This is a genomic window from Bradyrhizobium sp. CCGUVB1N3 (assembly GCF_024199925.1).
Classification (GTDB): domain Bacteria; phylum Pseudomonadota; class Alphaproteobacteria; order Rhizobiales; family Xanthobacteraceae; genus Bradyrhizobium.
This window is the reverse complement of the sequence record NZ_JANADR010000001.1, coordinates 7,709,847-7,724,897: the sequence shown is the minus strand read 5'-3', so window position 1 is coordinate 7,724,897 and position 15,051 is coordinate 7,709,847. Positions and strand designations below refer to the sequence as shown.

Annotated in this window: 5 protein-coding genes; 4 read left to right on the top strand and 1 reads right to left on the bottom strand. The window is 59.5% G+C overall.

The genetic code is table 11. The features are described from left to right. Window positions 1-113: 113 nt before the first annotated feature. Window positions 114-8,093 carry a XopAD/skwp family type III secretion system effector gene (gene xopAD / locus NLM33_RS36670; protein WP_254103316.1) on the bottom strand — a complete coding sequence of 2,660 codons (7,980 nt, stop codon included), beginning with the start codon at window positions 8,091-8,093 and terminating at the stop codon, window positions 114-116. A 2,385-nt stretch (window positions 8,094-10,478) separates the two neighbouring features. On the opposite strand from xopAD, the gene NLM33_RS36665 reads away from it, so the two are divergent. From NLM33_RS36665 to NLM33_RS36650, 4 genes are all read left to right on the top strand, one after another. After that, a protein-coding gene (locus tag NLM33_RS36665; protein ID WP_254095161.1) for an IS3 family transposase occupies window positions 10,479-11,608 on the top strand; the annotation gives its coding sequence in 2 pieces (ribosomal slippage) (window positions 10,479-10,731 and window positions 10,731-11,608; 1,131 coding nt in all). Between the two features lie 574 nt (window positions 11,609-12,182). After that, complete coding sequence (locus NLM33_RS36660; protein WP_254103315.1) at window positions 12,183-12,872, top strand: response regulator transcription factor; 690 nt, start codon at window positions 12,183-12,185, stop codon at window positions 12,870-12,872. Window positions 12,873-12,900: 28 nt separating this feature from the next. Further along, complete coding sequence (locus tag NLM33_RS36655) at window positions 12,901-14,367, top strand: type II and III secretion system protein family protein (RefSeq protein ID WP_371930034.1); 1,467 nt, start codon at window positions 12,901-12,903, stop codon at window positions 14,365-14,367. Between the two features lie 10 nt (window positions 14,368-14,377). Beyond that, entirely contained in the window at window positions 14,378-15,040 is a 663-nt protein-coding gene (locus NLM33_RS36650; protein ID WP_254103314.1) for a CpaD family pilus assembly lipoprotein, read from the top strand. Window positions 15,041-15,051 lie beyond the last annotated feature (11 nt).

Genomic DNA, 15,051 nt, shown 5'->3' with positions numbered 1-15,051 from the left:
TGGCCGACGTATCGGCAGATCCTCAAATCGCAAAGCGAGGGGATCGCCTTGGCCGGCTCGTTCAGGCGAGCCCACCATCCTCGTGTCGGCGAGGGCTGTTCGAGCCAACTTCATCAGCCTAAGCCGGCATCAGCTCCAAGTCGGTCCTGGAGCGCCGGCCGATCGGCGACGAGGTGGTCAAGGTGCAGCGGCTCGCGTCCTGGCCGCTCTCCTTGCGCCAATCGTCTCACCAGCGCCCGCGTGGCGTCCACGACAAAGACGCCGCAATCATAACCGTTCTGCTGCCGGGTTATTCGGGCTACCTGCAGACGGACGCCGAGTCTTGCTGCGAGTTGTTCTGCAACTGTGGTGTTGTGTGCCCCGGCGGAGTCGTAGTGGTACGCAAGCGCTCCCTCCGGCGCGTGGCGATCCACGAACAACAGCGACCAATGCGTGCCTTCGTCATCAGCATGACCATCGCTCACTGGCACGAGCAGGAACCTGGCGGTGTCGTTACCATCCCGATCATGTACGATCCGCTGGAAAGTTTCCAGCCAGCCGCTCGGGCTCGGGGTCAAGCGCAGCAGATGGGCTTGGGCCGGCTGAACGAACCGCATCTCGGCCGCCAGACCCGGATTGTCCCTCTGCAACTGCTCATTAAGGAGCGCGTAGTCCGCCGCGATATGCTCGTCACCCAGCCATTCCGTGGCGCCAGGTACCAAGCTGGCGTGGAGCGAGGCTGTCGGATCCAAAGAAGCGACCTGACCATCGGATGTTTTGCGCGGAAGAACCCGCGGATCATGAGCATCATCAGGCATCTTCTGCTGTGTCGACGACAAATCAACCACGGACCCAACGCTTCCGTAGACGTCTGACCGCGGAGCGCTCGCAGGTGATGGTGCTGCGGGTCCCAGCCTCTGCTCCTTGAGCCGAACCGAAGCTTCTGTGCTCGGAGGGTTTGACGCTGTGGGAAGCCCCTGAAACGAGCTGGCCAACAACGCTTCTTCCCCGGCACCGCCACAGAGATAGCCGTGCAGCGCCGTCACACACGCATCCGCGTTCTTGTTGTCGTTCCTCTTATGGGGCGGAACGACCGTGATATCTGCTTGGCGATACTGCGGAATTCGCTCCTTGACGATTTCCTCGAAGAGCTCCTTCTTGATGGCCGCCTTGGTCGCACTCCCCTCGCCCGAGGTCTCCTCCGCCTCGTCGATCCGCAACAACGGCCGGCTAGTGTCATTTGCAAGGCGCTTCCAAATCTCGCCGCGGTCGGTATCGAGCCAGATCGAGACCGCTTTATCTAGGATGAGGCGCCGCGTTTCCTCGCGCTCGAACGAGCCACCGCCGGTTGCAAGGATTAAGTTCCCTTTCGCGACCAACTGCGCGATCAAGCTCGCCTCGCGGTTTCTGAACCACTGCTTGCCTTTGTCTTTGGCGGCGAAAATTTGCGTAATCGCCATACCGGTCTCCCTTTCAATTTTCTTGTCCGTGTCGACGAAGGCGAGCCCCAGTCGTCGTGCGAGAGCAGGGCCGATGCGGGACTTTCCGGCGGCTGGTAGTCCGACAAGCACAACCGGCCGCGAGCCCAGAACAGAGACAACCTCTTTTGCGATCAGTGATCTCTCGGGCATTCTTGACCGTTCGGCAGCTCGCGGGCCAAAGATGGCGCCGGCAGCTGATCGAGCGTCGAGTTCGTTTCCCCAGTGGGAAATCTCTCTGGCGCCCTCCGGGATCGGCACGCCCTTACAGACCTCCCGCGCGCGCTGGGCGAGTTGTTGCGTAGCCTCGTCCAGAGCATCTCCACTCGCTCGCAGCCGCAGCCTGCCTCGCTCCTTGTAGGTATCGTGATTGGCAATCTTGGCTTCAAAGCTCTGTGGCGTATGGAACTCTACCTCAAAGCGATAGCCGTCCGGCGTGGTCAGCACTGTGGTGACGCCGAGGAAGGTTGGATCTCGCATCCTGAACCAATTCCTGGTGCTGACCTCGGCGTAGCCCCGCTCATCGAACGCCAACATGGCCTTCTTGAAACCATTTGTGAAATCCTTGCCAGGGATTTCGAAGAGATGACGAACGGCGTTGCTGATCAGCTGGGTGTTGCCGTCAGACTTGATGATCGCTCCCGTCAGTTGGTCTGTCATTGACCCCTTTGATCTCAAGCAACGATTTAAACGAGGCATGCTCACCTCGATATCCGCCCGCCTGAGTATCTCGGCGACCCGAAGGGTCGCCGTGGTGATGTCGTTCTCTTCTTCTACGGCCCTGGCAGACTCCGCCCCGGCGCGGTCGGCAGCCTCCGCGCTGGTCAAAGTCATCGCCATAGCGGAATCATCCGTGGGGAGCAGTCGAGCGGAGGACTTAGGGAGGATGTGTTTGTCGGCAGCGAGCTTGATTGAGGCTTCCATGACTGAAGCCGCTAGCGTCGGATTGTCCTTCAGATCGTCCAGGGACGTATCGACATCGAACCTGCCATGCATGAGCGTGGCAGCTACGCCTTTGATATAGGGCACGGCTTTCAGGCCCGGCGTCTTGTGCAGGAGGCGCTGAAGGTGTTGGCCTTTTTTAAGGAATAGGCGGGCACTTGTATCGGATTTATAGGCGTCGGTCCCGACCTTGTTGCCGAGGCTCAGGAGGTTGATTGCGCTTTGTACGATGTCGTCCGGCTCGTAACCATCCGGTCGTGGATCGATACGCGCAGGATATTGATCGAGTAAGGCCTGGACGCGCTCTCGCGGGTGAGCGGAGGTCCGATAGGCGTCCGCCAAGTCCGGAAAAAGCTCGCAAGCCGTTTGGCTCAGCCCAGGGTCGAGATCGGTGGCGGTTTCTGTTTCGACCGGGACCGGCGCATCCGCGCTCGAAGCCCACGCCTCTAAGTCGGCCACGAGCAATTCGGTGACCTCGCGAGCGATTGGGTGCTCTGCGACGTCGATCTCGCGCATCGCCCTTTCGAGCGTCGCCTGAATATCCTGCCCGCTCGTCTCCTCCCGGTTCAATAAGTCACGGATCTCTTGCCTGAACTCGTGGTCAACGCCCTCGTAGATGCCAAAGATGGCCCGTTCCGCAAACCAGCGCCGGGCTTGATCGGATTGAGCCAGAAAGTTTCTCTGCAGAGTGCTATAAGTTTCCAAGGTGTCCTGCGTGGCTGCCAGGATCTGGTTGCCACGACTGAATTGGTACCTGCCGTCCTCGATCGCCGGGGTATGCGACTTTGGCGGCTTGAGTGAGCGGACTCCGCGAGCCTGCTCCTCGGCATCAAACTGCCGGACATGCTCATAAAGCTGCGGCCGGTCCCCGATAATAATGACGGTGTCCCCATCGAAGTCGCCGTCAAGCTTTTTCTGTTCATCGGGCGGGACGGCAACCAGGGACCCGGGAGCGAAGACCTCGGTGGCTTGGAGCATGCCGACACAATCGAGTGAGGTGTCCACCGTCACACGGTCCTTGCGCTCGGTCCAGCTCGAATGGGACTTCACGTCCTCAGCCGACATCACCAGCCCGCGATCTCGATAGTTGGCCGGCCACACCTCATCAGGCACCACGATCAGAATGCCTTTTGCGAAAAAGGTCGGATCGTCGGCCGCCAGTTGAGCACCTGACTTCTCGGCAACATTAAAGCTGTATTGAAACGCCACGCATTTATCGAGGAACGCCGCTGTGGAATCACCTTCAGATGCCGTCTTTACGCGTTCGGTTGTGAACGGGCGCAGGTTTGCCTTATCATATGGCGAGCGGCCGATCAGCACGCCAGCCGCCCCAGCCAACGTATCGCTCTTGAGCTTGGGCACGTGCAGATGGCCATCATCGGAGGGCACGGCGATCGCGCCGGGCGCTTCGATGTGTCCGGCCGTCACGGTCCGATACAGCTGTTCCGAACTCAGCGGCTCCCCTTTTCTTCTCTCAAGCCAGCTCCTGGTTTTCTCGCTTACTTCCTGCGCCACTTGCTCGCTGCGCGAATAAAATTGCAGCGCCGCGGCGGGCAGCGACGCCTTCCTTTCCTCACCGTAGGCAAGTAGCCGATCAGGACCTTCCTGCTGACCACCTCGGCGAACAGCTAACATGCGCTCGGCTAACGAGGCCCTGATGAAGCCGCAGCCATCGTGCGGGCGCAAAGCGATCGGCCCGTCTGGTCCAATAAGCTTAAAGGGATGTTCCTCGCCGGCAGGGCGGTCCGGCAGCAGCGACAACTTAAAGGCACCTTCCAGGGCGTAGTCATGAGGGCCAAGATCTTTGATGACAGGTGGCGCGGCAAACCCCCTGCGCTGAGTATAATAATATGCTTCCTTAAACGGGGCCCAGGCGCGCGATAGCTGCTCGAACGCCGTGCCCGGTGCGGTGTCGGCATACGGAATCGCCAACAGCTTCCCGCCGGAAGCCGCGGGTCTTTGCTCGCCCGGAGCGACGGCAGCAATCTGCGACAGGGTTGGTTTCGGTGCCTTTAACTTACTTCCGCCGAACAGGTCCATCCGGTAGGGCACATCATCGACACAGAACACGCGCCTCAACATGAAGGGGCTCGGCTTTTTCGGTAGTTGCACCGCGACGACCGGTAACGCTCCCGAGGTCAAGCGATGAAACATCGAGTATCGCGTCTCGGGTGCGGTGGGCAGTCGGCGCCCCTGCATGTCCACGACTGGCAACTGCATCAGTCCTGCCTTGCCCTGCGGCGGTCTAGGCTCGTGATCCATGGTTCGTAACACCTGGTGCGTATCGAAGACGGACGAGGGATGTTGAGTTTGGATCGCGCCCTCATCGAGCGACATGAATGAGTCGAGCGCATCAACCACATCGTCCGCCTCGATCTGCGCGATCAGATTCCAGCTCATGTTGGAAAGATCGCCTTCGATCAGGGCTCGTGTGTCCGCCAGGATCTTCTTGGTCACATGCTCCAGCTGTTGCCGACGCATCGCCAAATCAGACTTGTTGCCCTCGACATACGGCCGACGGTACAAAGTCTCTAGGACCTTACGCGCCTTGAGCACCTGAAAAATCGAGAGTGCGGGACGGCGGGCCGAAAACGAACTCTGGGTCCGCCGCTCGGCTGTGTTTGCCGCTAGATATGCCGCTATTTTCTGCTCCAATACTGGTTGCAGATCATTGAGCAGGTTGAGAGCTTGCCTCCGGTGCCACTGCATCGACTTCTGCGGGCTGCGCGCCAGCGGCAGCAGAGCGATACAAATATTGCCCATGGATTCGAGGTTGTTCTCGCGGGCAAAGCCCGAGGCATGAAGCAATTCCTCGAGCCTAGTCAAGCCTGTCGGTGCGAGCAGACCGAGTTCGTCAAAAAGCCGGGCCCTTCCAATCGCCTTGAAGATGTTGGTTATGCTCAAGACATCGGCCTGCTCGAGCCGATCATTTGCATAGTGCAAGTAATGAACCAGCTGCTGCAGCCGGTCTTTGAGCAAAGTGGCGTCAGCAATCTCTCCACCTTCCTCCGCCCTCATGAAACTTCGTCCCACAGCATTGGCGATCATGCTGAGCTGAGGTGTGTTGAAAGCGGCGAACCGCTCACCTCCCCGACCAAGGTCCCGCGCAAGGTGTACCATCACCTGGGTGCACGAAGTCTCTCCACGCCATTTGATGAAGCTGTTCATCAAGTCAGCCTGTTGCTGCGGAGTAAAATCGCAGAGGCGGCGCCGGCTGAGGATCTCCCGAGCGATCGCGGCGGCGGCTTCGGAGCAGTCTTCGTCTGCAGGCCACTTGCCAAAGCCGTTCAGCAGGTTCGCCAGCCCCTGGCTATCAGAACTGGATAGCCTGTTGCGGTCGCATAGCTCGCGGGCGATCGCGGCTGTTGCGCGGCGACAGCTCTCATCAGTCGGCCACTTGCAAAAGCCGTTCACGAGGTTCGCGGACTGCTGGCGGGTAAAAGCCGAAAGCCGATCGGAGCGGCTGAGCACCTCACCGGCGATTGCGATCGTGGCTTGAAGCACAAGCCTCTGGTCTGGCCATTTACTGAAAGCGTTCGCCAGGTTCGAAAGCGACTGCTCGGTAAAGCCAGTGAGCCGACGGTCGCGGTCGGCACGGCCAAGGGTCTCTCGGGCGACTGCGCCTATGCCTTCGCCGCAGGCCGGCTCTGCCTGCCACTTGCTGAAACCGTTTGCAAGACTGGCCAGTTCCTGCGGCGTACAATCAGAAAGGCGGTCAGGAAGCCTGAGGATCTCGTCGGCAATCGCGACGGTTGCCTGACGACAGCCCCTCTCATGCGGCCACTTGCTGAAACCATTTGCCGCCACAGCGAGGTCTTGTGCAGGATAGTCAGAAAGACCGTCGGTTCGGCGGGCGAGCTCAAGAACCTCAGAGGCTATGACCACGGTGCCCGCACGACAGGTCGCATCTTCCGGCCATTTGCTGAAGCCGTTTACCAGGACGGTCTGGCCCTGCGGAGTAAGACCACGCAGTCGCCCGCCCAGGACCGCGCCGGCGATTGCCGCTGTGGCCGCGCGACAGTCCGCTTCCTCGGGCCGCTTGCTGAAACCGCTCACGAGGTTCACCAATGCCTGTGGCGTGAAATGGCCGAGCCCACGGCGGAGGACCTCCCCGGCGATTGCCACTATGGCCGCGCGACAGTTCTCCTCGTCCGGCCATTTGCTGAAGCCGTTTGCAAGGAGGGACAGGTTCTGATGCGTAAACGCAGAGATGTCCCGGCGGCAGATCTCACCGGCAATTGCGACGGCCGCTCGCCGGGTAGGCCGCTCGTCCGGCCACTTGTCGAAGCCGTTCACCAGGTTCGCCAGGCCCTGCGGCTCAAAATTACCCAGCCGGCGCCCGGCAACCTCCCTGGCGATGGCGATCGTCGCGAGCCTGCAGCTCGTTCGGTCCGGCCACTTGCAGAACGCATTCGCCAGGTTCGTAAGTGCCTGCGGATTGAAATCGGAAAGGTGTGCGCGACCAGACACCTCATCGGCAATCACGACGCTCGCCCGGCAGCACTTCGCCTCGTCGGGCCACTTGCAGAAGGCGTTTGCCAGGTTGGACAGTTGCTGCTGAGTGGCATGGGAGAGCCCCGCACCGCGTGCGCGGCGAGAGACTTCGCTCGCAATCGCGACCGTGGCTTGCCGACACTCCGCCCGTTCCGGCCACTTGCTAAATCCGTTCGCGAGCAACGAGAGACTCTGTTCGTTCAGCTCCTGAAGCGCTTCATGATCATCGCGAAAGAACTCGGCGATCCTGATTGTTCCATTGCGGCACCTACTCGATTGTGTGTGCCGCCCGAATGAAGTCGCAAAAAGGGAAAAAGCCTTGAGGTCGACTTTCCTCATGAGGGAGTCATCAAGTCCTGACAGTCGCGCTGCCATGGCCTTGCAAGCGTCTATACCCGCTTGACCTCCGGCCTCCCGGCTCACTGCATTGCAGGTCGTAGCGTAGCCCCACGATTGCTGGTAGCGGAGGTTGTCTTCCCATAGCGGGACGAATTCAGTCTTGAAAAGAGTCGCGGCCTTTTGCAGAAAAGCTGCCAGCCCAGGCATCTTCAACTGCTTGGGATTATTCTGTTGTGTATGGACGACCACGGTTCGAGAGAATTGATTGAAGTCATGCGCGCGACAAGCCCGATCAATGGTCTCGATCGCTGCGCGAACTTTTCCACTCTCGAGCTCTGCACGTCCATACCGTTCCGAAGTCGCGGCATGCGGGCGGTGCTCAGCCAGCTCGTCGAAGCGGCGCTTACCTGCCCTGGAGGGAAGCAGCGAGGCCGATTGCGCGTGCGGCGCAAGTGTGCCCGTTCGCGAGCTTTCGGTGGCTCCGTTATCTCGCCGATCCGCAAGGCGAGAATGGGTTAAGCCGCCTTCCGGTTCTTGCGCGTTGCGATAAGTGGTATGACGCCAATCGTGGACGCTATGACCTCCTTTATCGCCGGCACGATGCGTTCCCCATTCCGCGTCCCGTCCCGACACGCCTCGGCGCAGTTGCAGCGCACCTGTTTGCGAGCTTTCCGGCCGCAGATCGGCGTCGAAGGGATCGACACCGGAACGAGAGGAGCTTGGCTTCCGAGTTTGGGCGCCACGCTTGTGTCCCGCGGACCGCTCGCGCCCGCCATTGGCTGCGTACGGCGCACCCGCTCCGGTTCTGTGTGCGTCAAGGCTAGGATCGGCAAGGGTATCGCAACGATCATCACCAGGCACGGACGGGGTGCGTGTTGAGGGAGCATCTGCATCTTGAGGCTCAGAGTGCATCCGCGCAAGCACAGCTCCGAACCTTCCGCTAGCTCCATCGCCGCGCCGAGACGCGAATTGAGATTCATCATCCCGAGCGGTTAAGCCCGTTTCGAAGTCCGAAATCCGTGCGTTCCTACGTCTGGTGACGTCTCTCATGCCGTGTCTCCCAAGAGGATGCGAATGCGCGAGCGATAATGCTTATCGCCCTAGCTGCGTGCTGGGCCGATCCGTCGTGGCGGCTGCTAGGAGCGCAGGAGCACCAAATGACGATGCTAACGCTGCTGCGCACACAACGGATGGCTGGATAAGGGTGTTTCGAGCAACAGAAGCGAGCACCGTCGTTCATCGCCAAGGGTGCATCTGTCGCAAGGACAGATACATTTGCTCGCCCGCTTCGATGTTCGAGGTAAGCTGGATTCGACGCTCATTGCCGCCCGACAGCGCGACTAGCTCTGCCGGGCTTGCAGCATTCCGTGAAGTTGATTTTTGGTGTCAGCTGATGAACGTCGAACGACGGATCAGAACTTCTCACTCAATGATCTCGGCTCGAACAATTTCGCGCGAAAGACCCTGCTGAGTTTGGAGATGCCCGCCAATACCCTCCACGACGACGCGTTGGAGCATATCGGTTGGAGGGCCATAGGCTGGAGAATTCTCACTGCAAAATGGATGATCCTAGCTGTCTATTGAAGGCGGCACAGAGCTAAAGGGGCGAGCTGACGAGAAGCTGACGAATTCGCTGCGGACACTCACGGCTAGCGGCCCAAGCGCTGGCTCCTCGGGCCATGGCATCAGAACGACCGGTCTGTCGGCAAGACCCAGCCGAAAGCAAGACCAAGCCGAAAGGAAGTCTATCAAGCAGTTTGTTGCCACTGAGCGACGTGTCCAGCCACATGACCGCTTCTGAAATCCTCCTTTATGCGATTGAACGATCGCCCCCGCATCAATGCGCGGCGCTGGAGGACATGCTTTCGTGACGAAAGCTCGTGTACAAGCCACTCGGCTGAACCATGCCATGTTATTGCAGACGCGAAAAAACGACAAAGTCTTTGGCTGTCCTCTCAAACCCGACCTTGTCAAGAAGGCCACTTGGTTCGTCGTCGCAGGTCAAGCGTCCCGTGAACGAGATCACTGATTGCGCAGCCGCGGACCGACGACGGCCAAAAGATTCACCGCAGCAAGACGCATCGGACGAGGAGGCGAAATCTACGTCTTCAGGTAAGCTTGCCACCCCGGGCAGAAGACATTGCGTGCTTGACGAGCACCCTCTTCCCATCGAGAGGCGATGGAACCACGATGCTCATAGCCAGGAAAATTGCTCGGTTCGGACAAGACGCCTTTCGGAGCAGCTGCGCTTTCTCAAATTCCAATATCGTCACCCCATCTGGAGGCATGTGCGCTTGATATAGCCAAGCTACGAGCGCTCATAGGGGCTTGAATCGGACGGAGCGTCAGATTGTACGATTCGAAACAGGTACAGGACGTATCACAGCTTAAGTCGCGGCGGTCTCCGGCCCTCGCAACTTCACGACAGATAGAATGTCTCAAATGCTCCAAGCTCGCCTCCCTCTAATCCCTCAAGCTTCTTGGCCACGCCACCCAAGCCCCTGCTGCCGGCATAGCCTATGCGACCTTGACGCCGTATCAGCTCTGCCCCACTTGCAGCCCAAACCGGACGAGCGGTTCGCCGGCGCGCCAACCGGCTTGAAGTTGCGTCTCGAATTGGGAAGGCAGATCAATCAAAGTCCGATCTCTGACCTTCGTATCCATTGGCCAAAATCAGTGGAACGTAGGCAACTCAACCGCCTAAGTGGCATGCGTCACAACGAAAGATACGAAATGCGCTCGCCAATGGTTCGGCGCCCGACGGGTGCATCGCCGCCAGCGTATCGGACGTGACTGAATGTCGGGTCTGGCGAAGTTTCGGTGCCCATCGAGGGTCTGTCCTTTGCAGCGAGAGAGATTGGCTCGAAGCGATAAAGACCGAGCAAGTTAATGGCCTTGCAAACCCGACGATAGGTCGTCCACGCGGCGATCGAGACTTTGATGTAGCAGGAGCTAACCGCGCACGGGCTCGCGTGGCCGAACGGTTAAGTCCGCTGGTCCGCACGCAAAAGTCTACCGGCGCGAGGGGCTTCGCAAATTGGGAGCGCAACGATGCAAATCGGCCGAAATCACCGCTCATCAGCCATCAAACCTGCGGCCGTGAGGCTGCACCGCTCGCTCATCAAAGCATCGATCGCGATGAGGCGATTTCGATCCAGAGAGCTGGCTCCGCAAATTCGGACAGTAGCTTGAGTGGATTTTCTGCCTGAGAGCGGCGAGGCTTCTTGCCGCGAATCAGGAGCGAAGATGACGAAGAGGAGTCGCCGGACGCATTCTCCGGCATTCAAGGCAAAGGTGGCTTTGGCGGCCGTGAAGGGGGAGAAGACGTTGGCCGAGCTGGCGCAATTGTTTGATGTCCATCCGAACCAGATCACGACCTGGAAGACCCAACTCCTGGAAGGCGCCGCCGGAGTGTTTGGGCAGGACAACGGACCGGCCGAGGCGCCGGTCGATTTGAAGGCGTTACATGCCAAGATCGGCGAGCTTGCGTTGGAGAACGATTTTTTGTCCGGCGCGCTCACCAAGGCGGGCCTGCTGAGCGCAAAGCGATGATCGACCGCGACCATGATCTGTCTGTCGTGCGCCAGGCGAAGGTCCTGAACCTTGCCCGCAGTACGGTTTACTATGAACCTCGGCCGGTTTCGGCCGAGGACCTTGTCTTGATGCGCCGGCTCGATGAGCTGCACCTCGATTATCCCTTCGCAGGGGCGCGCATGCTGCGATCGCTGTTGCAGCGTGAGGGCATGCAGATTGGCCGCCGCCACGTCGCGACGCTGATGAAGCGCATGGGGATCGAGGCGATCTATCGCCGTCCGAACACGAGCAAGCCCGCACCGGGCCACAAGATCTACCCGTACCTATTGCGCGGATTGAAGATCGAGCGGCCGAACCAGGTCTGGGCAATGGACATCAGCTACATTCCGATGCGACGTGGATTCGTCTACCTCGCGGCGGTCGTCGATGTGTTCAGCCGACGGGTGTTGGTCCATCGCGTATCGATCACGATGGAGACGATATTCTGCGTCGAAGCGCTCCAGGAGGCGTTGGCGAAGCACGGCAGGCCCGAGATCTTCAACACGGATCAGGGTAGCCAGTTCACCAGCCTCGACTTCACCGGCGTGCTGCTGGACGCGAACATCGCCATCAGCATGGACGGCAAGGGTGCCTGGCGCGACAACGTGTTCGTCGAGCGGCTGTGGCGCACTGTCAAATACGAGGAAGTCTATCTGCGTGCTTACGACAGCGTGCTCGAGGCGCGAGCATCGATTTCCAAATATCTGGCGTTCTACAACCGAGGACGTCCTCACTCGAGCCTTGACGAACGCACGCCCGACGAGGCTTACTTCGGCGCGCAAACGATGGTGACGGCCGCATGATCGTCGCCAACGATTTTGCTGCGGCTCTGGTCGGGCTTACGCCCTCCCGACGCCACAGCAAAATCGTAAAGCCCCGCCTTCAGCATAACCCGGCAGGAATCCACTTAATTTTCGCGGGGCGCTGTCCAAACAACCGGGGCCAGCTCTCAGCCTCCGGGAACAACATCACCGATCCGGAATGTGAATGCATTTCATCCAAACAATCGATTTCACCATCACGTGTGCTCGCAATCATATTGCCCCCCTGATGTCGTTGACAACTGCCAAAATTGTCGCGGCGATGAGCGAGGGTTCTACCATCCTATCGATGCGTTTGATTGATTGCGGTCGATGCCTCTGAGGCAAGGCCAGACTGGAGGTCCACCAGGATGCATGCGAGCCAGATGAGGCTGTCGAAAATGCGAGTCGAGCTGACATTGGATCGGATCAAGTGCGCGATTGGTTAGTACCGTTCTTCTTCGTCTATTCCGGCTGCAAACGCTTACACGAAAGCCGGACTGCTCAATTTCGCTCGACGTCATGTTCGAACATGACCTGCTGAGTGTTTTGGCATGACTTGGTAAGAGGTGATGACATGCGAACGCTACTGGTTGATCATGAGACGGCCCCAGCTCGCGTTGTACACGAAGCGCTCTCGGACTGCGGTTTTGCCGTTGACGTAACGTGCACGCTCGATGAGGCCGCCGCCGCCTTTGGTTGTGCCCGCTATGACATCCTTCTCCTCGAGCTGCTTCTACCGGATGGAGACGGCTTGGAGTGGCTGAAGCAGTTGAGGCGCGACGGATATTCGATGCCTGCCGTGATGATGAGCAGCCTTAACGAGCTCGGTAGGCGGATCGCGATTTTCAATGGCGGTGCGGACGACTTCCTGCCCAAGCCCGTGTCTACGGATGAACTCATCGCACGGATGCGCGCCACTCTGCGCCGATCAACGCAAATGACGGCCCCCGTCGTTACTTTTGGCAATCTAAGATTCGATCCGATCGGTCGGCAGGCCTCCGTTAATGGTCGGCCGCTGAAGATCGCGCGCCGCGAAGTGTGCATTCTTGAGCATCTGCTCAGCCGCGCAGGCCGCACCGTCGTGCGCGCGTCATTGGAGGATGGCCTCTATGCGTTTGACAACGAGGTTTCGACCAATGCGCTTGAGGTCGGAATCTATCGTTTACGCGGTCATTTGAGTCAGTCCGGCGCAACGCTACGGATCAAAACCGCGCGCGGGATCGGCTACGTCCTTGAATTAAAAGGCGCGGCGTCGGCCGCGTAGTCAATCGAACTTGAAAGAAAAGACTGTCTTGAACATCGTTTTTGATAAGCATGCGGGCGTCCGTCGCGTATCGATCGCTGTGAGCGCCCTTTTATCCGCCTTTCTTCCTTGTCTTTCGCATCTTTTGTGCGTGGTCGTTCTGCTATGCCCGCTCGCGGCCGCAGCTCAGATCAAGCGGAATGATGGAGGGGGGCCGCCGCGTACGGCTCCTGACGGCATTAGCGGGACACTGACCCTTTCCTCTTCGCTCGGTAAGACAATTCATCTGCCCGCGCCAGCTGCGAGCATCTTTGTCGCCGATCCTACGATCGCGGACTATCAGGCGCCGTCGAACAATACCATCTTCGTTTTTGGCAAAAAATCGGGACGGACCAGCTTGTTCGCACTGAACGAGAACGGGGAGGCTCTCGCTGAGCTGCGTGTTGTCGTCACGCAGCCGATCGAGGATTTGCGCGCCACGCTGAAAGCACAGGTCGGCGACTATCCGATCCAGGTCAGTTATACCCCGCGCGGCGCCATCCTTAGCGGTACGGCGCCCAATGCGGAGATCGTCGATAGCGCAATGAAAGTGACTGAGCAATTTCTCGGCGCCGGCGCGCTCGTCGTCAACAAGATCCAGGTGGCTGGGTCATTGCAGGTCAATCTGAGCGTGCGCGTGGCGGAGGTCTCCCGGAGCGCCATGAAGGAGCTCGGCGTCAACCTCTCCGCTTCCGGTCAAGCTGGCCCTTTCACGCTCGGCTTGGTCAGTGGCAGTGGCGGCGGTAACGGCGCGGCGCAGGGCGGCGGTACGGCAAGGATCGGAGTCAACACTGGCAATGTCAACGTCAGCGCCGTACTCGATGCAATGGCCCACGAGCACCTCGCTTCCGTACTTGCTGAACCGAACCTCACCGCAATGTCCGGCGAATCCGCCAGCTTCCTGGCCGGCGGCGAATTTCCCATTCCGGTCTTGCAGGACAATCGGCAGGTCTCCGTCGAGTTTCGTCACTTCGGCGTCAGCCTGGAGTTCGTGCCGACCGTTCTCAGTAACAATCAGATCAACATCCGCGTGAAGCCCGAAGTCAGCGAACTATCGACACAAGGTGCTGTCACCATCAACGGCATCTCCGTGCCGGCTCTCTCCACCCGGCGTGCCAACACGGTCGTCGAGCTCGCCAGCGGCCAAAGCTTTGCAATCGGTGGGCTCATTCGGCGCAACTTCAGCACTGATATTACGACTTTCCCTTGGCTCGGCGACGTGCCGATTCTTGGTGCGCTGTTTCGCTCATCCTCATTTCAACAGGAGGAGACGGAACTCGTGATTATCGTCACGCCCTACGTCGTGCGGCCACGATCGAACACGAGGCCGATGAGTGCCCCCACCGACCGCATCGCACCGCCCTCAGACCTCGCGCGAAGTCTGACGAACACGATGGCAACTCGCCCGCCTGGTCGCGGTGCTCCCCCGACCAGCGTACCAAGCACGACACGGGGTGGCGGCCATATCATCGAATGAGGATCGACCAATGACATTTCGAATCGTGCGCCCCCTGATCGCTCTGACGGTAAGTCTAGGTGGCTGCACAAGCACCGCGCCGATCTACCCCGAGCCGACTGCGCAATCGATCCTGGTTCAACCGGAGAGGAACGTCTTGCTGTTACAGAGCCTTCGAGGGACTGAGCGGCAGCGCCTGCGGTATTTCATAGCCAGTACCAGTCGCGGTCGGCGTGACGCGCTCCATCTCGATATCACCGGCTCACCTCGGCTCGGAGCGCAGATAGCCAGTGAGGCCCGCGCAATGGGCGTCGACCCTTACAATATCCGCTTCTTGGGCCCATCCATCGACCGGCGCGATGGCTCTGCCGCGCGAATCGAGGCGATTACGTATGAGGCATACCCTCCGGTCTGTCCGTCGATGTCGATCGTCGGCCCTTCAGTGAACGACAATTCTTTCGACCCGACGCTTGGCTGCTCGATCCGCAATAATCTGGCCGGGATGGTCAACGATCCGCACGACTTGCTCGACAATCAGGCCGTTATGCCGAGTGATGGCAATCGTGCGGCCATTCCCGTTGCCACATATAAAAGCTTCGCGACAGGCAATAGCAGCAACTTGGGCACAGCTAACAACAAGGTATCATCAGATCCCACCTCAAGCGGAACCCAGGCCGCACAGCCGTCTCGGTAGCGATCAACGTC